Consider the following 22,577-nt stretch of genomic DNA (forward strand, 5'->3'; position numbering starts at 1 on the left):
TACATTAAAAGCAATCTAGTGGAGAAAAAATCTTCTTTCTCCTACTCAGCACTCCCTACGGGAAGCCGCCGTATGGGCGTCAATAGCACTCAGCACTCTCGAAGGATACTGCTATGCAGCCGGAGCAACAACAGCGAATCATGGGCTACTTCATTGAGGAGGCGAAAGACCACCTCAATACCATTGAACAGGGATTGGTGAATCTGCAAAGCACCATTGAAGATTCTGAAATGGTGAATGAAGTTTTCCGCGCCGCCCATTCGGTCAAAGGCGGGGCGGCAATGCTGGGAATCAACAGTATTCAGAGAACCTCCCACCGCTTAGAAGACTGCTTCAAAGTCCTCAAAGAGTGTCCGGTGAAGATTGACCAAAAACTAGAGTCCCTCTTTTTGAAGGTTTCCGATACCCTCAAGGAACTGATAGAACAACTCAGCGGCCCATTTGGTTTAACTGAGGAGATTGCTAACGGTATCATGTCAGGCGTCGAGCCGGTATTTGAGGAACTGAACCAGCATATGGCATTCCTAGTGAATGGGGCTGGCGGGAATGTCTCCTTAGAGGCGGCTAGCGGCGCTCAAGAGACAGGGGCGGCAACGGCGGCAGGCGGCTACCTTCGAGATGGGCAAGCCCAAAAACGCTTTCAAAGCGACGTACTCAACCAGCTGCGCGAAATGTTGCAGCTATTTAAACAAACCGACCAACCCAGGTGCAGACAACAGCTTCAGGAAATCTGCGGCTCTTTGGAACGGATGGGCGAACAATATGAATGCCCGAAGTGGTCAGAACTGATTCAGGCTTCGGCAAGCGCGATCGCAAATCCAGAAAATTCCTATCGCACTCTGGCTACGGTCGTTATTAAAGAAATTAAACAAGCCCAAGAGCTGGTGCTAGCAGGTCGCGCTAGCTCAATTGAGCCGAGTTCCCAGCTCAATGCACTCCTACCATCCTCCGCCACTCCATCGCTTTTGGAGCAACTGGATGCCGAACCCTCGCTCATCTATTCAGCCCAAGAACTAGCTGGAGCAACAACTGCCGATTTACAGACCCGAATTGCGTCTGTACAATCGCAGCATTCTATGACCCCAGCAGAAGCCGGAACTCGTCAAAGCCGACCAAAAGCAACCGACCGTTTCAACTACTCAGAGACGTTTATCCAAGAAGAACGGTTTGGATCTGGTGAATCGGGGGCTGGGTTGAAAGAACCCTCCCTCACCTCTGCGAATTCAGATACAACGTTCTCTCAACCGAGTATCAAATCAGGTCGGAGTAAGGAATCTGCCAATCATCCAGCCGATCCCAACGGGCCGGAAGTCGGCATGGCAGAACTCAATAGCCTTGCTGATTTGTTTGAAGGGGAAGCCCCGGATCTGGATGAAACCTGGCAAGAAGAACAAGTCATTGGCGATGGGGCAGAGAATATGGGCACAGAGCGTCAGGAATGGTTGAATCTTGAACAAGAAAACGACTTTTCTGACTTACTGGGTGGTGATACAGATGGGTTAGGAAAATCTGCCACTCCAGCAACCGAGGAAGATGATTTAACTTTATTTGGATTTGGAGAAGACTTAGTAGAGGAAGGCGAAACGCCTTCAGCCGAAAGTGAACGGGAAGATGCCGCACAATTGTTCGCAGGTAGCGTGTCAGATGGAAATGGAGATGAAGATGATTTTTCTGACCTGCTGTTTGCGGCAGATGCCCCAAGCGCAGCTTCAGAAGCAACCCCATCAGAGAATTTAGCCAATCTCTGGAGTGACAGTTTCTTAGAAGATGAAGGCTTTGAGCAACAGGAGAATACCAACCCTTTAAGCGAGTCGCTTGCGGCTGCTACAGATGAAGATTTATTAGGCATTCTTACCTCTGAGAATTTGGACTTGGCACTCTTGGCGACAGAATCTGAAGCGTTAGAGTCGGATTCGGATGAAGATCTGTTCGGTGCTGCGGGTATAGATACTAACGAAAATGACTCGATCGAGGCAGCAGCGAGTCAGGAGTCGTCAGACTGGGAATTGATGACAACAGGAACGCTGTTTGGCGAAGCAGCCGAGAACAGCAACCAGGAAGTTTCAGAAGAGTTAGAAACTCCATCGATCATGTCTATAGAAGGGTCGGACTGGACTACAGATTGGTCGAGCGAGGATTTGCAGGTACTCGATAGTGTTTCTGCCGCCGAGCCAATCGCCACGACTGGTAACGATTTGCCAGATTTTGTGTTTGAAGATGAGCAGAGTACGAGTACAGCTTTGACAGGCGATTTGGAGATGGGTAGCCTGTTGGAAGATGAAGTTGATTTAACGGCAGCAGGTTGGGAAGAAGAACCTGACTTTAGCAACTTGGATCTGTTTGAAACCCCACACGCCAGAGCAGACAATGGCGATGTTCTCGAGGAACTGATGTTGGATGACAACACAGATCTGTGGCTTGAAGAAACGATGCCAAGAAACGAGGCAAACGACCTTTTGGACTTGAGTGCAGCGATAGGAACTCCTTTTGAGTCAGAGGCGATCGCACCCGAAATCGAAGCGGATGCGGTAGGAGATGTTAACCTCGACTTTAATTGGCCTGCCATACCAGGTGTGGAAGATATCGATGCCAGTACAAGCAGCGTTGACAGAGCTTTCCTAGAGGATTGGTCAGCAACAGACTTGGCGTGGGACGAGACAATCCAACCCGCGGGCTTCTCAGAAGTAACAGCAGCTCAAATGCCAGGAACGGCACGAGAAGACCTAGAAGATTGGGAAAACCAACTGGAGTTCAATGAAACTTTGGTTGAAGAGCCATTCTCAGCTTTAGACGATTTAGATATTCCCAGCAATTGGGCGTCTCCAGATGCATTTGCACTGGATACAAGCGCCTCAGACGCAAGGAACGAAGAAGCACTGGACTTGTTGGAGTTGGACAATCCACAAACCAGTCCCTTTAGCCTGGATGGGGAAAGTGAAGCGGAAAGCACTGGTAGCGAGATCGAGAACCTAGCGCTACAAGAAGATGCAGATGCGAATGGGGCGCTAAACTCTGTTCCTAATCTTACCGAAACTGTCTCGGTAGATGAGTTAGGTGATTTCTTTGGGTCGCAAGCAGCAGAGCTAGAAACAACAGAATTCGCATCTTTAGATGAATCTCTTGACATGAATGGGGAAAGCCATGAAGTGCCCCAACTTGACGCATTAGATAACTTCTTTGAGGCAGAGCCAGAAGCAACTGCAACGACTGAGTGGGATAGTTCTCTAGACTTTGCCAGCATGAACCTATCCGATGGAAATACAAATGCTTTTGATGCTAGCCTAGGCGAGCCGTTATCCAGTTTGTTTGATACTAGTCAGGAAGAGTCCCTTGTTTCGGCAGACGCCTCCGATGATTTCTTCGCTACAACCGATGCGTTTTTAGAACTGCCGTCAGAGGAAACATCTCAAGGATCTCTGGATGCCGCAGAAAATCTAGAAACAATGTTAGGCGATGAGCCATCTTCCAGTACCGATGCGCTGGATGCGCTGGATTTGAATGAAGAAAATCTGTTAGCTACTGAATTCGACGCTGAGTGGGGAATCGACTCAGCAGCAGTACCTGTCGACGCAGCTTTCGAGCTTGATGAGGATCTCTTAGATTCCTCGTTGCCTGCGGAAGCCCCAGAGAATCTGGAAGCAATGTTTGGAGAAGCACCTGCACCAACTCCAGAAGCGCTGGAATTAGCAGATTCAGACCTATTTGGCAGCGACATGGACGATGCTGAGTGGGGAATCGACTTGGCGGCGGTGCCGGTGGAGTCAGACAATTTGGAAGCAATGTTTGGAGAAGAAGCATCATCTGCACCGACTCCAGAAGCGCTGGAATTAGCAGATTCAGACCTATTTAGCAGCGAAACGGAAGCTGAGTGGGGAATCGACTTAGCCGCGGTGCCGGTGGAGTCAGAGAATCTGGAAGCGATGTTTGGGGAACAAGAAGCACCAACTCCAGAAGCGCTGGAATTAGCAGATTCAGACCTAGACCTATTTGGCAGTAACGATACGGAAGCTGAGTGGGGAATCGACTTAGCTGCGGTGCCAGTGGAGTCAGAGAATCTGGAAGCGATGTTTGGAGAAGAAGCATCATCTGCATCGACTCCAGAAGCGCTGGAATTAGCAGATTTAGACCTATTTAGCAGCGACATGGACGATGCCGAGTGGGGAATCGACTCAGCAGCGGTGTCTCAAGAGGCAGCTTCCGAGTTAGAGGATCTCTTAGGTAGCGAACCAGTAGAGTTTGGGGATGGATTGGATTTTGAAGAGAATCTGTTAATTGGAGAAATTCCTTCAGAAAACCAAGCGTCTGACGCAGATGAGTTGAAGGAAGTTGACGATCTCTGGGACTTAGTGACAGAACAACAAGAGATTGCAAATCCTTCAGAGGCTGCTGTTTTAGATGAGTTGTCTTTGCTAGAGACAGTTGGAGAACAAGACCAAGACTTAGCCATCTCATTAGTGGAAAACGATGAGTTTGACGAATTAGAGGCAATGTTGGGTGAGGAAGTGTTCGCAGAACCAGCATCTAACTTGGCAAGTAACGATGAGTTTGACGAGTTGGAAGCACTGCTAGGTGAAGAGGAATCCGTCCCAGCGGCTTTTGATGCAGAAGACATGAATGAGTTTGCTGACTTGGAAGCTCTCTTGGGGGATGATGAACCTCAGCTTGTTCCTCAATTCGCTCAATCGCAACGTTCTCCTACGAAGCCGATAGCTGAAACAGCTACATCCGCAGACGCCCTAGACGATGGATTCGGGGATTTGGAGGAACTGTTGGGACAGGCTGAGGAGACGATGGGTGGGCCACGTAGCGTGAAAACAAGCCCAGGCCAAGTTCGCCCGGTTAATCGTCCCCGTCCGGTTAAAGTGTTTGAACAGACCATGCGGGTGCCGGTTAAGCACTTAGACAACCTCAGCAACCTGGTGGGGGAATTAGTGGTGAACCGGAACACTTTGGAACAGGATCAAGAACGCCTGCGACAATTTCTAGATAACTTGCTGCACCAGGTACAGCAACTCAGTGACGTGGGAGCGAGGATGCAGGATCGGTATGAGCGATCGCTCCTAGAAAGCTCTCTACTCGCCAGTCGTCAAAGCAATCGGTTCAACGCCCGACCTGACCATACGTCGGCAGCGCAGGAGGCTCCCGCCAACAGCCGTTTTGGTTTGGGTGAATTGGAACTCGATCTGTTTACGCCTTTCCACAGCCTTTCCCAAGAAATCATTGAGCTAATTGTCCGCGTCCGAGAGTCGGCGGCTGACATTGAATTCCTCGTTGATGAAACCGACCAAGTCGCCCGGATGCTGCGGCAGGTGACGACTCAGTTGCAAGAGGGATTGACGCGATCGCGCATGGTGCCTTTTGCCCAAACTGCCGACCGCTTGCCCCGTGCCGTCCGCGAGATTTCTCTCAAGTGCGGCAAACAAGCCGAGCTACAGATTGAGGGTCGGGAAACCTTGATCGATAAAGTGATCCTGGAACACCTCTACGACCCGATGACGCACCTGGTGAACAATGCCATCACTCACGGCATTGAACCGCCAGAAGTGCGTATAGCCGCCGGAAAGCCTCCCGTAGGTCGGATTACCATCCGAGCCTTCCATCAAGGCAACCAAACCGTTATCTCCGTCTCGGATGATGGCGCAGGCATTGATTCAGAACGGGTAAAGGCAAAGGCAGTCGAAAAAGGGCTGATTACCGCATCTGAAGCCAAGTCCATGACCCGTCTGGAAGTCTACGATCTGCTCTTCCATCCTGGTTTTAGTACCAAAGACAAAGCCGATGACTTCTCAGGTCGCGGCGTCGGGATGGATGTGGTTTGCACCAGTTTGAACGAAATTCGCGGTGTAATCACAACAGACTCCACCCTAGGCAAGGGCACTACCTTTACCGTTCGTCTGCCCCTTACCTTAAGTATTTGCAAAGCACTTTGTTGCCTGAGTGACAAAGCTCGCATTGCCTTCCCGATGGATGGGGTGGAAGATATGTTGGATGTGCCCCAAGACCGCATTCAAACGAACTCAGAAGGTGAGACCTGTATCTCTTGGCGCGACTCTCTCATGCCCTTCCAACCTCTAGAGGAACTACTGACCTACCAGCGTCACCTCAGTCGAGGCACCGTTTATGGTGGAAACAGGGAAGATGACATGATTTCGGTTGTCGTGCTACGCAGTGCTGGCAATTTTATCGCCGTCCAAGTAGATCAGGTGCTGGGAGAACAAGAAATTGTGATTAAGCAACTGGAAGGCCCTGTGCCCAAGCCCCTAGGCGTCGCAGGTGCTACTGTCTTAGGGGATGGTCGGATCATGCCCATTGCTGACGTTCTAGAGCTGATTGACTTGGCGACGGGTCGGATTGGCAAAGACCGTAACGTTTCTCTGTGGGATAAGGCGGGTGTTTCCCTTCCTGTGGAGGCTCCAGCAGTGAAGACCGATCCGATGGTCTTGATTGTAGATGACTCAATTACGGTGCGCGAACTTCTCTCCATGACCTTTAACAAGGCAGGATACCGAGTGGAACAAGCCCGTGACGGTCAGGAAGCTTGGGATAAACTTCGGTCGGGTCTGCCTTGCGAGATTGTCTTCTGCGACATTGAAATGCCTCGCATGGACGGACTCGAGTTGCTCTCACGGATTCAGAAAGACCCCAGCCTCAACCATCTGCCGGTAGCCATGCTAACTTCTCGTGGCGCTAGCAAGCACCAGCAAATGGCAGCTCAGTTGGGAGCGAAAGGCTACTTTACCAAGCCTTATCTGGAAGAAGCGCTCCTCGATGCCGCCCAACGGATGATCAAAGGTGAGGTGCTGCTGAGTATTAACACGAACGCCTAATACTAGGGGCGGGGTTTTCCCGCCCTTTCTAGATAAAACGGAAGATGAGAGTAGGTAAGGTGGGCAAGTGTCCACCTTTTTTGATATCCGGCTCCTTTTGATATCCGGCTCCGGCGAGACAATGGCACCCAGCCTGAAACAGGCTGGGAAACATCAATCATGACCCAGGAAACCAGTGAGGTATTGGCTTTCACCAAGCGCTTAGGTCAAAAATCTACTGGTTGTTGCCCCGCCGCTACAGGCGCTACAGAATTTAACTTCAACTCTGGATGATCCGCTTGCACCTGCTGACAATTCCATTCGTTTCGGAACAACAGCACCGGACGCCCCCAGCTATCCTTCACCGTCACGGTGTTGAAAAGACGTCCCACTTTTTGCAGAGCCTCCCAGCCACCGGCTACCCAACGAGCCACACTATAAGGCAATAATTCTGTGTGAGTTTCAACACCGTATTCATTCTGCAAGCGAAATTGCACTACCTCAAATTGCAATTGTCCCACCGCTGCTAGGATTGGGTCGCGTTTGCCTTCATCCACTGAGTACATGATTTGCACTGCACCTTCTTCCCGCAATTCCGAGACGCCCTTGTGGAATTGCTTGAACTTAGAAGGGTTGGGGTTTTTCAGATAAGCAAACAATTCCGGAGAGAAGCAGGGAATACCTTCGTACTCTAGCTTCTGACCCGTATAAATCGTATCGCCAATCGCAAAGACGCCAGGATTGTTCAATCCAATGACATCGCCGGGATACGCTTCTTCAATCGATTCTCTATCTTGGGCAAATAGTTTCTGAGGACGAGACAAGCGAACGGTTTTGCCAGTACGGGCATGATTCACTGTCATGTCTTTTTCAAACTTGCCGGTACAGACGCGCACAAAGGCTATCCTGTCGCGGTGCTTCGGGTCCATATTCGCTTGCAGCTTGAAGACAAAACCCGTGAATTCTGGGTAAGTGGGTGGAATTGCCCCATTGCTGCTTTGCCTTGAACCGGGTTTAAGGGCGTAGTCGAGAAAAGCATCCAAAAATAACTCCACCCCAAAGTTGGTCATGGCGCTACCAAAAAACACGGGCGTCATGGTGCCATTGTGAACGAGGTCTAGATCCAGTTCTGAGCCAACGCCTTCCAGGAGTTCTAAATCTTCTTTGAGTTGATAGTAAAGTTCTTGCTCTAGCAGTTCTTCAATTCGGGGATCTCCCATGTCTACAACGGTATCCAGGGCTTCCCGCTTGCCATGTGCGCTGCGCTCAAATAGGTGAATTTTCTGCTGGCGTCGGTCGTAGACGCCCTTGAAGCGATCGCCCATTCCTATTGGCCAGTTTACGGCATAGGTTTGCAATCCCAATTCCTGCTCAATTTCATCCAGCAGTTCCAATGGTTCCCGTCCGGGGCGGTCGAGTTTATTCACAAAAGTGAAGATGGGGATTTTTCTCATCCGGCATACTTCAAATAGCTTCCGTGTTTGCGGTTCCAAACCTTTCGCTGCGTCAATCAGCATCACCGCATTATCTGCTGCCGCCAGCGTCCGATACGTATCTTCACTGAAATCTTGGTGTCCCGGAGTATCCAGTAAATTAATCTGACAGTTGTGATATGCAAACTGCAACACCGTCGAGGTAATCGAAATTCCCCGCTGTTGCTCCATCTCCATCCAGTCAGAAGTTGCCTTTTTTTGCGCTCGACGCGCCTTCACCGCCCCCGCTTCGTGAATCGCACCTCCGTACAGCAACAGCTTTTCGGTCAGCGTCGTTTTACCGGCGTCAGGGTGAGAAATAATCGCAAAGTTACGCCGACGCTCAACCGCTGCTTGTATTTCAGATTGAGTGGTTGCTTCTGGGGACTGGAAATCAGTAAACATTCGGATGCCTGGTTCGGTACTTTCAACAAAAATTATAAAAGGTTAGATTGTGAAACGATGAAGCGTATCCGTATACAACAGACAGAACAACCCAAACCGGAGATAGCCTTTTTACTTTTATTCGTTCTAGCGTTCCGATTGGACTAAGACGCGATCGCTTCTTTCAGTAACATTCCCGATTAACAACTCTCACCTTCATCAAAAATTTAGATTCACTCCTGCTAGCCGCAATTCGCTAGCAGTTTTGTCTAAGGAGGTAAGTCCAATTAACCGGAAGACCTTGCCCATGCGCCTGCTGTGTTGACAAGCGTTGCTCTTCCATTCGCGAGAACCTAATGCTAACAGAGGAAACCTCTGTTTAGACTTTTCGCCCCGAAAAAGGGAGAAAGTTTCTCTCTTTCGTCAATAAAAATTCTCACCATTCTTCCCCTGACTTGTGGGTGAACTGAGAACGCAGGGAAGGTTCGTTTAAGGTTGCACTTTCTTTATATCTATCTACTTAATTTAATTCTAAGCCGATATATTCCGTTAATACTCGTCTCCTATCAAAAATTACGCACTGCTGACGAATCCAAATACAAGGCGCTAAGCAAAGCAAGTTTTTTTTGAAGTTCTACGCTAAGAAACCAACCGTCTTTTTGCAAGAGCAAAACAACTGTAATTTATTCGGTGCAGACCTACCCATGCCAACTCTCGCAAGCGAGCGATATTCAGCTATAAAGTAGCAACCCCAAGGAGACTTTATGCCATCACTTTTGCACAATCTTTTTACTTCCGGGCAATTTATCCCGCACGGACACTGCTACTTATGGAAAACAGGGCTAGTGTGGCTGCATATTCTGTCAGATGGTTTAATCGCCCTGGCTTATTATTCAATTCCGCTGCTGTTGGTTTACATTGTCCGCAAGCGAGGCGATTTGCCCTTTGATTGGGTATTTCTGTTGTTTGGCAGCTTTATTATCGCTTGTGGGACAAGTCATGTGTTGGAAATCTGGACCCTATGGCACCCAATGTATTGGCTGTCAGGGTTGGTGAAAGCTGTAGCGGCTGTGATTTCTGTAGCGACAGGTATCGTATTGATGTCATTGATTCCTAACATCCTAGCACTGCCCAGTCCCGCTCAGATCGAGGAAGCCAACCGCCGACTGAAATCAGAAATTCAGGAACGTCAGCAGATAGAGGCGCAGATGCGAAGTCAAGAATACTGGCTAAATACCCTGATTGATGCGGTTCCGAACGTGGTGAATATGAAAGACGGTGAAGGACGCTGGCTGATCTCGAATCAAGAAGGACTGAAGCTTTTTCAGCTCGAAGGTGTCGATTATCAGGGCAAGACAGACGCAGAACTAGAAGAATATACAGAATTTTATCAGGAAGCTCTTTTTGGTTGTCAAGAATCCGATGAAAGAGCGTGGCGTGCAGAAACCATTAGCCATTACGAAGAAGAGATTTTATTACCCGATGGTTCAGCGAAGAAGTTTGATGTCGCCAAGGTGCCCTTATTCAACCCAGATGGAAGCCGTAAAGGGATTGTAGTCGTAGCAAGCGACATTACTCAACGCAAGCAAGTAGAGGCGGCATTGCGGGAAAGCGAAGCGAAAAATCGCGCCTTCATCCAAGCCCTACCGGATATGTTGTTTCGGATTTGTAGTGATGGGACTTTTATGGACTTTCAAGCGCCTAGAGAAGATGCTCTGGCGATGCCTCCCAGTCACTTTTTGGGGAAAAGCGTGTGGGAGGTATTACCTGCTGAGTTAGCTGAAGCTACCATGTACAACGTATCGAAAGCGATCGCTTCCGGTGAAACACAACTCTACGAGTATCAAATGACTTCCCTAGACGGCAACCAGCACGATTATGAGGCTCGGTATGCGCGTAGCTTAGAATCAGAAGCTTTGGTAATAGTACGCGATATTAGCGAACGGCAAGCCGCGCTTCGCGAACGCAAGCAGGCAGAAATTGCTTTACAAAAATCGGAAGCGCAATTAAGACAACAGACACTTCATCTAGAAAAAACCTTATGTGAGTTGAAACAAACCCAATCTCAATTGATTCAGAGCGAAAAAATGTCTAGCTTGGGTCAATTGGTTGCCGGTGTTGCTCACGAAATTAATAACCCTATTAACTTTATTTACGCCAATCTAATTCACACCGACGAATATACAAAAGAATTACTACATCTGATTCGCCTCTATCAGCAACACGATTGCGAACCTGTTCCTGAAATTGCCGCAGTCGTGGAGAACCTTGACTTAGATTTTCTTCAAGAAGACTTACCCAAAATGCTGTCCTCAATGAAGGCGGGGACGAACCGTATCCGCGAAATTGTCTTATCGTTGCGAAACTTCTCGCGCTTGGATGAGGCAGAGGTGAAGGCGGTTAATCTCCACGAAGGCATTGACAGTACGCTGCTGATCCTGCAAAACCGCCTGAAAGGGAAACTGGGACGCCCAGCGATTGAAATTATTAAAGAGTATGGTAATCTGCCCCCCATCGAGTGTTATGCGAGGCAACTGAATCAAGTATTTATAAATACCATCACCAATGCAATTGATGCCTTAGAAGAGGCAGAGGCACAGAGGCGCAGAAGTGCAGAGGAGAATTTGGTACACTCTCCTCAGCAGCTTTGTTCCCCAGCGCCCCTGCCTTGGATTCGGATTCGCACTGAAGTTCAAGACGATCGTCAAGTTGTGGTTCGGATTTCTGATAATGGTCTTGGGATAACGGAGGAGGTACGCCAAAAGCTTTTTGACCCCTTCTTTACAACTAAACCTGTTGGTAGCGGCACAGGTTTGGGGTTATCTATCAGTTATCAAATTGTAGTCGAAAAACACGGCGGCAGCTTGAAATGCGTTTCAGCACCGGGACAGGGGGCGGAGTTCGCGATCGCGATTCCAATTCGGCAGCAACATCAGCAAACGGCTGCGGTCAGTGACCGAAATTCTGCGGCTGTTTCAGGATAAATTCTCTCTGCTTTAGTACCAGAAACTTTTGTGCCTTTCGGGTACGGAAAGCCGTTCGCTAGCGTGCGGCTCACCCCCAGCGATCGCGTGTTACAGTCTTGACTAGAGGCAACGCAACAGAAGCATTAGGGGGTTTAGATGTACGACACGGACAAGCGAAAGTTGTTGTCGGTACTATCTCATGGCTCGATCTTTCTTAGTACAACACTGGTGTCTATCGGGATACCCGTCGCGATGTTATTTGTATCCGATGATCCGGTTGTGAAAGACAATGCCAAAGAAGCAATCAACTTTCACTTCAATGTTTGGTTCTATGGAGCGATTATTGCCTTCTTAACTTTTATCACCCTTGGTTTATTGGGCTTTATCCTCGGACCTATCGGGTTTATCGTTCATTGGGCACTGACGATTCTGGCAATTACTCACTGTTTGGGTAATCCCGATCAACCCTACCGCTATCCCTTCACCTTCCGCCTGCTTTAAAAAAAGGCACCCAAACCAGAATTGTACTAGAGATTCGCTGGCTCTTAAAAGGTGCTTGAACTCGAGAAGGTTGTTAGTTGATTCATCGTAATTTTCCAATAAAAACCCGTTTTCTCAAAGAAGACGGGTTTTTGCTGCATACTTTTAAAGTTTTGTCAATAGGGCAATTATTTTACAATGAACAAAGTGCGATCGCTTCCGGTTCCCCAATCCACAGCGATGTGCGATCGCTGGCAAAATTCTAGAGCCTCAAGAGGTTAAAATCCTAATCTGACCCGATCAAACTCCTCTCCTCTACTGTACCGATGGCAGAAACTTTATTCTTCAACGCCCTCCGCGCAGCCATAGACGAAGAAATGGCCCGCGACTCAGCCGTATTTGTCCTTGGTGAAGATGTCGGTCACTATGGCGGCTCGTACAAAGTCACCAGAGACCTGTACAAAAAGTATGGTGACTTGCGCGTACTCGACACCCCTATTGCCGAAAACAGCTTCACCGGCATGGCAGTGGGCGCTGCAATGACAGGTCTCAGACCGATTATCGAAGGCATGAACATGGGCTTTTTGCTCCTTGCCTTCAACCAAATCTCTAACAACGCTGGAATGCTGCGCTATACCTCCGGCGGCAACTTCAAAATTCCGATGGTGATTCGGGGGCCAGGTGGCGTCGGTCGTCAATTGGGTGCCGAACACTCTCAGCGACTAGAAGCTTATTTCCAAGCGGTGCCAGGTTTGAAAATTGTTGCCTGCTCCACACCTTACAACGCCAAAGGATTGTTAAAGGCTGCCATCCGCGACGATAATCCGGTTTTATTCTTTGAACACGTTCTCCTCTACAACCTGAAAGAAGATTTACCAGAGGAAGAATATGTGCTGCCCTTAGATAAGGCAGAAGTCGTGCGGCAAGGCAAGGATGTCACGATCCTCACTTATTCGCGGATGCGTCATCATGTCATGCAAGCGGCAAAACAGATGGAAAAAGAAGGTTTCGATCCGGAAGTGATTGACCTGATTTCCCTCAAACCACTGGATTTCGATACCATCGGCGCTTCCGTCCGGAAAACCCACCGGGTGATTATCGTAGAGGAATGCATGAAAACCGGCGGGATTGCGGCAGAATTGACAGCCTCAATTAACGATCGGCTATTTGATGAGCTAGATGCGCCCGTTCTGCGGCTATCTTCCCAGGATATTCCCACACCTTATAATGGAGCGCTGGAGCGGTTGACGATTGTCCAACCAGAGCAAATTGTGGAAGCCGTGCAAAAGATGATGGCACTCCAAGTGTGATTGGTCATTAGTCCTTAGTCCCTAGTCTGAGTCAATTGCCAATGACGAATGACTAATGACTAATGCCCGCTGACAATCAATCCGGATCGACCAGCCCAAAAGGGATTATCATAGCATTTGTTTGAGCGGGTCGTGGTATGCAGAGACAGCGTTCTTTATTAGCCTTAATTCTGGTTCTGGTGATTGCTTCTATCACCGTGCTTGCCAGGATTCCAATTCGGCTGGGATTAGACCTTCAAGGGGGATCGCAACTGACGCTTCAGGTGAAACCCACTGAAGGCAAAGAAATCACGCGAGAAGATTTAGAAGCAGTTCAGAAAGTCGTAGAGAACCGGATTAACGGTCTTGGGGTCTCTGAAGCAATTGTGCAAACGGTCGGACAAGACCAGGTTTTGGTGCAGCTACCGGGGGTCAGCGATCCGGAGCAAGCAGAACGGGTGCTGGGTGGCACTGCTCAATTGGATTTCCGCGAACAAAAACCGGGTTCGGAAACCCAGTTGCAAATTGAACAACAGCTGCGACGGGAATTAAAAGCGAAGCAGGATGAGTTGAGAAAGACGAAAGATGAAGCGGAGATCGCTAAAAATCAGGAAGCTCTTCAGCGGAGTAACCAAGCGATCGCAGCTTTGTTTGAGCGCACCAACCCCCCACTTACAGGCAAAAACCTCACAGGAGCCACCGCTCGACCTTTTCAGACGAGCGACAACTGGAGTGTCAACATTTCCTTTGATCCTGAAGGAGGCGGACGCTTTGCCCAGTTGACCAAAAATATTGCTGGGACGGGACGCACTTTGGGAATCTTCTTAGATGAAGAACTGCTCAGCGCTGCTACCGTTGAAGTGAAGTATGCCCAAGAAGGCATCAGCGGCGGAGGTGCCGAGATTACAGGCAACTTTAGCTTAGAAGAAGCCAACGAGCTGGTCGTCCAGCTGCGGGGCGGTGCCCTACCCTACCCAGTGGAAATCATTGAAAACCGTACCGTGGGGGCAACCCTGGGGCGAGATAGTGTCCAAAGCAGTATCAACGCTTCTATCGGCGGTCTGATTCTAGTGTTGATCTTCATCGGTGTCTATTACCGCTTACCGGGGGCAATTGCTGGGATAGCCCTATTCATATATTCGCTACTGTGCTTATCTGCCTTTGTTTTACTCGGCGTTACCTTGACTCTCCCTGGGATTGCTGGTTTTATTCTCAGTATCGGGATGGCAGTAGATGCCAATGTACTGATTTTTGAGCGGACGCGAGAAGAATTAAGAGCCGGGAAGAGTTTATATCGCTCGGTAGAATCTGGTTTTTATCGGGCATTTTCCAGCATTTTGGACGGTAACGTAACGACGTTAATTGCTTGTGGTTTTATGTTTTGGCTGGGTTCGGGTTTGGTCAAAGGGTTTGCTCTGACGCTAGCAATTGGAGTTTTAGTGAGTATGTTTACAGCGATTACTTGTAGTCGCACCCTGCTCATGACAGCCATCAGCTTTCCAGAATTACGCAAGCCACAATGGTTTTGTCCAAATCTACCAGCATCAAGGAAGTCTGAGCCAGGGGTAGGATCATGAAACTAAATCTAATCAAACGGCGATCGCTCTGGTGGACGATTTCTGCCGTCCTTATCCTGGTTGGGCTGATTGCAATGGCAATCAACTGGACGCAGATTGGTGCGCCGTTACGTCCCAGTTTAGATTTTGTCGGCGGTACGCGGTTACAGTTTGAACTCGACTGTTCTAAACCAAATAACTGCGATAAACCGATTGATATCGGGGCAGTTCGGGAAGTTATCGCAGCTCAGGGTTTGGGTGACAGTAGCATCCAAGCTTTAACTCAAAACGCTTTAGGGCAAACTCAGCCGGGTTTGTCCATCCGCACCAAAGCGTTGGATGTTAACCAACGTACCAAACTGCAAAATGCCTTAAACCAACTCAGAGCCTTCGATCCCCAAAAGACTCAGATAGACACGGTTGGCCCTACCCTTGGACGCCAGTTGTTTGCCTCTGGTCTACTGGCTATCTTGCTCTCCTTCGTGGGTATTTTTGTTTACCTGACCTTTCGCTTCCAGTTCGATTACTCCTTGTTCGCCTTTGTTGCCTTGCTCCACGATGTTTTGATCACCCTGGGGTTTTTCGCCATCTTGAGCTTGGTGTTCGGTACTGAGGTAGATAGCTTATTTGTCGTCGCTATCTTGACTATCATCGGTTTCTCGGTCAACGATACGGTGGTGATCTACGACCGGGTTCGGGAAGTCATTAAACTGAATCCTGGAGAGCATATTAACCAGATTGTCGAAGACGCGGTTAATCAAACCCTGACTCGTTCGATTAACACCACCTTTACAGTGTTGCTGACTTTGTTTTCCATCTTTTTCTTTGGTGGAGAAACGCTGAAAAACTTTGCCTTAGCCCTGATTGTTGGGTTTGCCGCCGGTGCTTATTCCAGTATCTTCATTTCGAGTACCCTTTTAGCTTGGTGGAGAGAACGGACGGGTCAAGCGATCGCTATTGCGGCAACGGAACCCAAAGCTTCTGATGAAATCTGAAGGGCATAAGGCAAGAAGCAATGAATCAGGCAAGAGACGATCGCTGGGAGCAAGGGAGCAGAGGATCTGGAGGGCCGGAGAGTGGGGAAGTACAGGATAATCTAGATTCAACTTCTCCTCTACCCCTGTGCCCTTCTGAACCTCTGACTCGCAACCCCCTCAGCCATGCTGATGACCCAAGCTTCCAACAGCAAGTGCAAAGGTTACACCGGCTGACTGTCTACGGCAGGTGGTTGGTCGCCGGGTTGCTTTGGATTACCATTGGTCCCTTGAGTCTCTGGGGCTTGCGCTACCCAATTTTTCTATTGCGGGAATACTTTACCTGGGCGGCAGTGCGATATGGACTTTATTACAATCCACTGCCAGCTCTGGGACTTGCTTTGTGCATTGGCATGACAGCTTCTGTATTGGTGTGGCAAAGCCGGAATATTTTACTAGGAATATCCAGTCGGGAACAACATCGCTTAGAGCAACAGGTATATCGGATTCGCCAGCAAGGACAAAGTCACCCGCTTTGGAAGTGGGTTTGTCAAGTCAATTAAAACTTTAATTTCTAACTTTTAATTGTTTCTCAGGCGCACCGAGACAGAGCTGGTTCGGAACGAGTCTGCCGAATCGGAATTTCAATTAAAAACTCTGCCCCCTTTCCCGGTTCGGAAACACAAGTCAATTGACCGCCGTGCTTTTCGACGACAATCTGATAGCTAATGGACAAGCCGAGTCCCGTACCTGTGCCTATCGGTTTCGTGGTAAAGAAGGGGTCAAATAACTTACGACGGACTTCCTCGTTCATCCCAGGGCCATTATCAGCAATCCGGATGGCGATGCGATCGCTGTCTTTGACCTCGGTACAAATCCGAATACAAGACTGAGGAGCCGGGGAGCCAGAAAGCCAGGGAGATACCATCTCCTGTGCCCCTTTGCTTCTGGGGCCGTCTGCCTCCTCCAGGGCATCAATCGCATTATTGAGGATATTCATTAATACCTGGTTGAACTGACCGGCATAGCACTCTACCAATGGTAGGTCGCCATATTCTTTAACAACCTCGATCGCCGGATGGGTAGCGGTAGCTTTTAAGCGGTCTTGCAGCAATCTCAGAGTGTTGTCAATGCCTTCGTGAATGTTGACCGACTTCTTTTCTGCTTGGTCATGGCGCGAGAAGTTCCGCAGAGAGGCGACAATTTGCCGAATGCGGTCAGCCCCTAACTTCATTGAGGACAGCAGTTTCGGCATATCTGCGATCACGAAATCGAGATCGATTTCATCTATCAGATCCTGGATTTCCTCAGGGGGTTCGGGGGAGTGTTTTCCATAAAGTTGCAACAAGTCGATCAAGCTTTGAATATAGTGAATGGCGTAGTCGAGATTCCCGTAGATGAAACTGACGGGATTGTTGATTTCGTGGGCAATACCGGCAACCAACTGTCCCAGACTGGACATTTTTGCGCTTTGAATCAGCTGGGTTTGGGTTTGTTTTAATTCGCTTAAAGCTTGTTTTAGCTTTGCTGCTTTTTCTCGCAATTGCGCTTCTGATTGTCGCAAAGCTTTCTCCGCTTGCTGACGCTCTTTAACTTCCCTCTTTAGCAGCTCATTGGCGGCTTTTAATTCAGCGGTGCGTTCCTCAACTCGTCTTTCTAAGTCGTTATTTGCTTGTTCCAGTGCTGCTTGCGATCGCTTGCGTTCGGTGATATCCCTCGTTATTGTGGCAAAGCCGCGCAGCCGTCCATCTTCACTTCGTAAAGCTGTCACGACAACATTTGCCCAAAACTGCGACCCGTCTTGGTGTAAGCGTAAAGTTTCCCATTCACACCGACCGTCTAATGCTGCCTTTTGTAGAACTTGCTCAGGTTTGCCGCTCTTGCTCTCGCTGGAAGGAAAAAAGCAGGAGAAATGCCGACCAATAATTTCCTCTGCCTGATACCCGTTGAGCCTCTCCGCCCCTTTGTTCCAACTAATAACTTTCCCGCTGGTATCGAGCATATAAATTGCATAGTCTTTGACATTTTTGATTAACAAGCGGAAACGCTCTTCGCTTTGCCGCAGTTCCTCTTCTGCCTGTTTGCGCTCGGTAATGTCACGGGCAGCGGCGTAAATTAATTGTTCTTCCGCGCACAGGGCGGCATTCCACAGCAGCCATTTGTAAGTCCCATCTTTGCAGCGAAAGCGGTTTTCAAAAGTGACCGTCTCCCCGGTGCTGGATAGTTCCTGCAATTGAACCAGAGTAGATTCCCGGTCTTTGGGATGAATAAATGCAATCCACGGCTTGGCTAGAAATTCCTCAGATGTGAACAGGAGCGTTTTTTCGCACATCGGGTTCAGTCGCTTGAAATAGCCGTCGAAACCAGCGATGAAAAACATATCCAGTGAGAGCGTGAAGAAACGATTATTCTCTGCTTCCACTTTGCTGCTCTCGGTAATGGGGGATTCTGCCGCTGGGATTGCCATTTTTCACTTTACCTACCTAGTTCGCTCAAATCATCTCCTTGATGCTTTCCCTGATGTTGACGGAGACTCTAGTCCTGATTAATTCTCAAATCTGGCGATGCATGTTTACACATCATATAGTTTTTTATTTATTACTTGACAGTTATTAACAATTTTTATGCGGAAGATTTAGATTTTGCATGTAAAATGCCTTGCCATATATTGCTGGCAAGAAATTTTTAATCCTTTAGCAGAGGATAGCAATCTTCTGTGAAGAGTTCCAGGAAATATAGCTTCTACAAGCTTGGGTGGGTATGATATCGTCTAGGCAACCTCTGTCTAGCTCCAGGCAACAGGGCTTGTCGGGTATATTTTCAAGCCACGAGGAGGCACTATCCTCAAGCGGAGATACAAATAATGAGTTTCCCGGTTTATTTGTGGCTGGGTTCGGTGCGGATTCACCCTCATATTTTGTTTGAGTCGTTGGCGTATGCGATCGCTTTCCGTTTATTAATCAAAAATGCTCGCAAAGATGCGATCGCACCCACGCAGCGCAGTTCGGTAATTGTCGGTGGCTTGGTAGGGGCGCTAGTTGGTGCGAAAGCGCTGGTTTTACTACAGCACATCGATTTAATTGGGAATAATTGGCAACTATTCTTTTTGGTTCTCCTTCAAGGAAAAACGGTCGTAGGGGCGTTACTCGGTGGATTAATTGGTGTAGAAATTACCAAGAAAATGATTGGTGTCAATCGATCTACCGGCGATGTTTTTGTTTATCCCTTGATTGTGGGAACGGCGGTGGGACGGATTGGCTGCTTTTTGACGGGATTAAGCGATCGCACTTACGGCATTTCCACTCATTTACCTTGGGGAGTAGATTTTGGTGATGGCATTCCCCGGCATCCGACTCAATTATATGAAGTTATTTTTTTACTAATTTTAATGATATTTTTACAAATTCGCAGCCGCTACTATCGGCAAGAAGGCGAATTATTTAAGTTTTACATGATTTCTTATTTAAGTTTTCGCTTTTTCATGGATTTTCTAAAACCCGATTTTCACCCTATTTTGGGGCTGAGTGCAATTCAACTTGCTTGTTTATTGGGAATTTTATATTATCGGAACAGCATTCTAAAATTGTTCGTTTTTAAACCATCTAATGCAATTTACTGTCAAGGGAAATCAAGAAAAAGTAATCATTCGCATTCAAGGCATAAATAATCTCATTGCAGACGATTATTGGGATAGAAATTGGATGAATTCAGAAATTGAGATAATCTTACCTGGCTATCACGCTAATTTTTTGGGTGATATACGGACTGAGGAAATATTTAGTTTCTTGGAACAACTTAAAGAGATATCTCAAACGCTATCTGGTATTGCAGAGCTAAGTACAATGGAAGGATTGATAAACCTAAAATCAGAAATTAATAATTTAGGACACATCCAATGGACTTGAAAAACAACTTATCTAATTGGTGATGCCAACACTTTAACCTTTAATTTCTCCAACGATCGATCTCTTCTCTTAAATCTTATAACTGAGTTGCAAATGATAACGAAGCATTTTCCTATAATTGGAAACCTGTGAATCTATACACCTAATATCAATCAGGAAAGCTGATCAACCGATTGTAATCATTTTAACAAAAAAATATATGCCTACTCGAAACTACCTTTTCTATGCTTTAACTAACAGCGTTTGCTCTAAATGTCTCGTCAAAGTAGAGGCAAAAATTATCTTTCGAGATGATTGCGTTTACCTGGTAAAGCACTGTCCTACCCACGGACATCAAGAAGTCTTAATTGCTGATGATATCGATTATTACAAACTCTCCCAGGAATTTATCAAACCAGGGGATATGCCGCTTAAATTTAATACTCCCATAAAATATGGCTGCCCCTATGACTGCGGACTTTGCCCCGATCACGAACAACATAGCTGTTTAACTTTAGTAGAAGTAACAGATCGCTGCAATCTTTCCTGCCCAATTTGTTACGCAGATTCGGGCACAGAAGAAGTTTCTCAACATTCCAGTCAATCCCGGCGTCATCGCAGCTTAGAGCAAATTGAAAGAATGATTGATGCGGTGGTGGCAAATGAAGGGGAACCGCAGGTTGTCCAAATTAGCGGGGGTGAACCAACGATTCATCCAGAGTTTTTTAAGATTCTGGATATTACTAAAAGTAAGCCAATTCGCCATTTAATGATCAATACCAATGGTATTAGAATTGCCAAAGACCGAAATTTTTGCGATCGCTTAAGTCAATATATGCCCGGAATTGAAGTCTATCTCCAATTTGATAGCTTTGAGGCGGCAGCATTAGAGGAGTTACGGGGGGCAGATCTGCGAGAGATTCGGGAACAAGCGATCGCGCATCTCAACGAGTTTAACATCTCGACAACTTTGGTCGTTACCTTGAAAAAAGGGCTAAACGACGGCGAAATCGGCAAAATTATCGAATACGCCTTGCAGCAGCGATGCGTGCGGGGTGTTACCTTTCAACCGATTCAGGCAGCAGGGCGTCTGGAGGGATTTGAGCATGAGCGCGATCGCTACACTCTCACAGAAGTTCGTCGCTCTATCTTACAGCAGAGTCCCTATTTTAAACCAGAAGATATTCTCCCAGTTCCTTGCCATCCCGATTGTTTAGCAATGGCTTATGCGCTGAAAGTAAAGGGCAAAGTGATACCCTTAACTGGACTTTTGGAGCCAAATACCTTTGTGAAAATCATGCCAAATTCTGTTCTTTATGAACAGGATGATGATCTAAAGCGAAATATTTTTAATTTGTTTTCCACTAGCCATTCACCCGCATCTTCTGCAACATCTTTAAAACAATTACTTTGTTGTTTGCCACTACTACCTGTTCCTGAAGGAATTACCTACGAAAATATATTCCGAGTGATGATTGTACAGTTTCTCGACCCCTTTAACTTCGATGTCCGTTCTGTGAAGCGTTCCTGCATCCACATTGTGCATCCCGATGGGAGGATTATTCCATTTGATACGTTTAATATGTTTTACCGCGAGGGAAGTGCTGGATATCACTTGGTTAATAATCGTCCCCTCCTGGTTTAATTTATCTAAAACCATTATTAACAACAAATATTAGTTTAATTCAGCAGGAGTTTTATGGAACATAAAAATGAATTGCTTGGGGTACTTTCCGGAATGCTGTTGTTATTAGGTATGCATCTTATCGCCGGTCTAGCAGTATTTTTAGTAAGTTTTCCTATTGCTGCTTTGCTAGGAGGAGGATACGCTATTTTAATCGTTTGGGCGTTTTCTGCTATTTCTATATTCTTATGGCAGCTTTTATATGTGATTCCGCTTATTTTTTGGCTAAGACGGCGACAGCGAAGGGCAATGGTGAAAGGGGTAATTATTTGTGCAGTTCTTACCGCTTTATTAAATGGAACCTGCTATTTACTGTACTTTAGTCCTAAATAAAACCCTAGATTTTATAACACTTTAATATAGCAGCAATAATTTCATGTTTATAAGAACAAAATTATGCGCTCAAGGAATGAAATCACTGAAATGATTAGCGGTATATTCTTAGTATTAGGAATACATATTTTAGTTTGGATTATTTTAGAATTTTTATCGTTTATAATTGTAAATTTATTGTCTATTTATAGCATTGCTCAAATTCTAGCAATATTAATTTTTTCTATTGGATTGTCTCAACTTCTGTATGTAGTCCCAATAATTTTTTGGCTAAGACGGCAACAAAGATGGGGATTGATGAAAGGAGTGATTATTGGTGCAGTTCTTACTGCTTTACTCAACGGTGGTTGCTGGCTCTTAATCCTTTCGGTAAGCCGGTAAATATTACAATTCTCCGACCCAGTGGCACTAGATTGAGTGGCTGCTATTCGCGCCTTTTTTAGTCTTCTTTTCGATTTTGAAAGAAATGGGACGAGGCGATTGAGGCGTGAGGTTCGATGGAGATTGGCTAGAAACAGAACGCATGGCTAGCGGCGTCTGGCCTTTAATCGACGCTGGTTCGTCTTCGTGGCTTCGCAAAAAAGGAAAGCTAGATAGTTTGTCGTAGTTAGATGCGATCGCTAAAAACGCACCTCCCAGAATATACACCGGCAACGGCAGCGTGAACTGTTTCAACCACTGATAGATTTCTGCAAAGCCAAACAGCAGCAAAAAACTGGCAACCCACACTCTCATATTTCTACTCAACC

Annotated in this window: 15 protein-coding genes; 12 read left to right on the plus strand and 3 right to left on the minus strand. The window is 47.2% G+C overall.

The window, feature by feature from the left end:
- Positions 1 to 113 precede the first annotated feature (113 nt).
- Complete coding sequence (locus tag NDA06_RS15825; RefSeq protein WP_348251775.1) at positions 114 to 6,827, plus strand: response regulator; 6,714 nt, start codon at positions 114 to 116, stop codon at positions 6,825 to 6,827.
- Positions 6,828 to 7,033: 206 nt separating this feature from the next.
- Here NDA06_RS15825 and prfC read toward each other — a convergent pair whose 3' ends face one another.
- The gene (gene prfC, locus NDA06_RS15830) at positions 7,034 to 8,683 is read right to left on the minus strand and encodes a peptide chain release factor 3 (protein WP_190523949.1); all 1,650 of its coding nucleotides are present in this window, start codon (positions 8,681 to 8,683) and stop codon (positions 7,034 to 7,036) included.
- A gap of 743 nt (positions 8,684 to 9,426) precedes the next feature.
- On the opposite strand from prfC, the gene NDA06_RS15835 reads away from it, so the two are divergent.
- From NDA06_RS15835 to NDA06_RS15865, 7 genes are all read left to right on the plus strand, one after another.
- Positions 9,427 to 11,646, plus strand: coding sequence for an ATP-binding protein (locus NDA06_RS15835; protein ID WP_190986155.1), 2,220 nt, complete (start codon positions 9,427 to 9,429; stop codon positions 11,644 to 11,646).
- 138 nt (positions 11,647 to 11,784) lie between these two features.
- Positions 11,785 to 12,129: a DUF4870 domain-containing protein gene (locus NDA06_RS15840; RefSeq protein ID WP_190414512.1), complete on the plus strand. Its 345-nt coding sequence runs from the start codon at positions 11,785 to 11,787 to the stop codon at positions 12,127 to 12,129.
- A gap of 77 nt (positions 12,130 to 12,206) precedes the next feature.
- Entirely contained in the window at positions 12,207 to 12,374 is a 168-nt protein-coding gene (locus NDA06_RS15845) for a hypothetical protein (RefSeq protein ID WP_190986154.1), read from the plus strand.
- Positions 12,375 to 12,434: 60 nt separating this feature from the next.
- Complete coding sequence (locus tag NDA06_RS15850) at positions 12,435 to 13,418, plus strand: alpha-ketoacid dehydrogenase subunit beta (protein ID WP_190414510.1); 984 nt, start codon at positions 12,435 to 12,437, stop codon at positions 13,416 to 13,418.
- Positions 13,419 to 13,555: 137 nt separating this feature from the next.
- Positions 13,556 to 14,974, plus strand: a complete 1,419-nt coding sequence (gene secD / locus NDA06_RS15855) for a protein translocase subunit SecD (protein WP_190414509.1) — start codon at positions 13,556 to 13,558, stop codon at positions 14,972 to 14,974.
- Positions 14,971 to 15,948, plus strand: a complete 978-nt coding sequence (secF, locus tag NDA06_RS15860) for a protein translocase subunit SecF (RefSeq protein ID WP_190414508.1) — start codon at positions 14,971 to 14,973, stop codon at positions 15,946 to 15,948. The genes secD and secF overlap by 4 nt, the downstream gene beginning before the upstream one ends.
- 125 nt (positions 15,949 to 16,073) lie before the next feature.
- Complete coding sequence (locus NDA06_RS15865; RefSeq protein WP_190533779.1) at positions 16,074 to 16,490, plus strand: hypothetical protein; 417 nt, start codon at positions 16,074 to 16,076, stop codon at positions 16,488 to 16,490.
- 29 nt (positions 16,491 to 16,519) lie between these two features.
- Here the strand turns inward: NDA06_RS15865 and NDA06_RS15870 are convergent, their stop codons facing one another.
- On the minus strand, positions 16,520 to 18,394 hold the full coding sequence (locus NDA06_RS15870; RefSeq protein ID WP_190986153.1) for a PAS domain S-box protein: 1,875 nt from the start codon (positions 18,392 to 18,394) through the stop codon (positions 16,520 to 16,522).
- A 396-nt stretch (positions 18,395 to 18,790) separates the two neighbouring features.
- Between NDA06_RS15870 and NDA06_RS15875 the strand changes: the two genes are divergently transcribed.
- From NDA06_RS15875 to NDA06_RS15890, 4 genes are all read left to right on the plus strand, one after another.
- Positions 18,791 to 19,594, plus strand: a complete 804-nt coding sequence (locus NDA06_RS15875) for a prolipoprotein diacylglyceryl transferase family protein (protein ID WP_190986152.1) — start codon at positions 18,791 to 18,793, stop codon at positions 19,592 to 19,594.
- A gap of 34 nt (positions 19,595 to 19,628) precedes the next feature.
- On the plus strand, positions 19,629 to 19,832 hold the full coding sequence (locus tag NDA06_RS15880; RefSeq protein ID WP_190986151.1) for a hypothetical protein: 204 nt from the start codon (positions 19,629 to 19,631) through the stop codon (positions 19,830 to 19,832).
- 199 nt (positions 19,833 to 20,031) lie between these two features.
- Positions 20,032 to 21,456 (plus strand): radical SAM protein, encoded by a 1,425-nt coding sequence (locus NDA06_RS15885; RefSeq protein WP_190986150.1) that lies wholly within the window; start codon positions 20,032 to 20,034, stop codon positions 21,454 to 21,456.
- A 54-nt stretch (positions 21,457 to 21,510) separates the two neighbouring features.
- Positions 21,511 to 21,828 carry a hypothetical protein gene (locus tag NDA06_RS15890; protein WP_190986149.1) on the plus strand — a complete coding sequence of 106 codons (318 nt, stop codon included), beginning with the start codon at positions 21,511 to 21,513 and terminating at the stop codon, positions 21,826 to 21,828.
- Between the two features lie 408 nt (positions 21,829 to 22,236).
- Here NDA06_RS15890 and NDA06_RS15895 read toward each other — a convergent pair whose 3' ends face one another.
- A complete protein-coding gene (locus NDA06_RS15895) occupies positions 22,237 to 22,563 on the minus strand; it encodes a hypothetical protein (RefSeq protein ID WP_190414501.1) in 327 nt (108 codons plus the stop codon).
- Between the last annotated feature and the right edge of the window lie 14 nt (positions 22,564 to 22,577).

Source organism: Trichocoleus sp. ST-U1 (assembly GCF_039961835.1).
Classification (GTDB): Bacteria; Cyanobacteriota; Cyanobacteriia; order Cyanobacteriales; family FACHB-T130; genus FACHB-T130.

What these genes read in the sequence shown, in the direction of transcription:
- NDA06_RS15825 (WP_348251775.1), top strand. Translation starts at nt 114, where the DNA reads ATGCAGCCGGAGCAACAACAGCGAATCATGGGCTACTTCATTGAGGAG.
- prfC (WP_190523949.1), bottom strand. Translation starts at nt 8,683, where the DNA reads ATGTTTACTGATTTCCAGTCCCCAGAAGCAACCACTCAATCTGAAATA.
- NDA06_RS15835 (WP_190986155.1), top strand. Translation starts at nt 9,427, where the DNA reads ATGCCATCACTTTTGCACAATCTTTTTACTTCCGGGCAATTTATCCCG.
- NDA06_RS15840 (WP_190414512.1), top strand. Translation starts at nt 11,785, where the DNA reads ATGTACGACACGGACAAGCGAAAGTTGTTGTCGGTACTATCTCATGGC.
- NDA06_RS15850 (WP_190414510.1), top strand. Translation starts at nt 12,435, where the DNA reads ATGGCAGAAACTTTATTCTTCAACGCCCTCCGCGCAGCCATAGACGAA.
- secD (WP_190414509.1), top strand. Translation starts at nt 13,556, where the DNA reads ATGCAGAGACAGCGTTCTTTATTAGCCTTAATTCTGGTTCTGGTGATT.
- secF (WP_190414508.1), top strand. Translation starts at nt 14,971, where the DNA reads ATGAAACTAAATCTAATCAAACGGCGATCGCTCTGGTGGACGATTTCT.
- NDA06_RS15870 (WP_190986153.1), bottom strand. Translation starts at nt 18,394, where the DNA reads ATGGCAATCCCAGCGGCAGAATCCCCCATTACCGAGAGCAGCAAAGTG.
- NDA06_RS15875 (WP_190986152.1), top strand. Translation starts at nt 18,791, where the DNA reads ATGAGTTTCCCGGTTTATTTGTGGCTGGGTTCGGTGCGGATTCACCCT.
- NDA06_RS15880 (WP_190986151.1), top strand. Translation starts at nt 19,629, where the DNA reads ATGAATTCAGAAATTGAGATAATCTTACCTGGCTATCACGCTAATTTT.
- NDA06_RS15885 (WP_190986150.1), top strand. Translation starts at nt 20,032, where the DNA reads ATGCCTACTCGAAACTACCTTTTCTATGCTTTAACTAACAGCGTTTGC.
- NDA06_RS15890 (WP_190986149.1), top strand. Translation starts at nt 21,511, where the DNA reads ATGGAACATAAAAATGAATTGCTTGGGGTACTTTCCGGAATGCTGTTG.
- NDA06_RS15895 (WP_190414501.1), bottom strand. Translation starts at nt 22,563, where the DNA reads ATGAGAGTGTGGGTTGCCAGTTTTTTGCTGCTGTTTGGCTTTGCAGAA.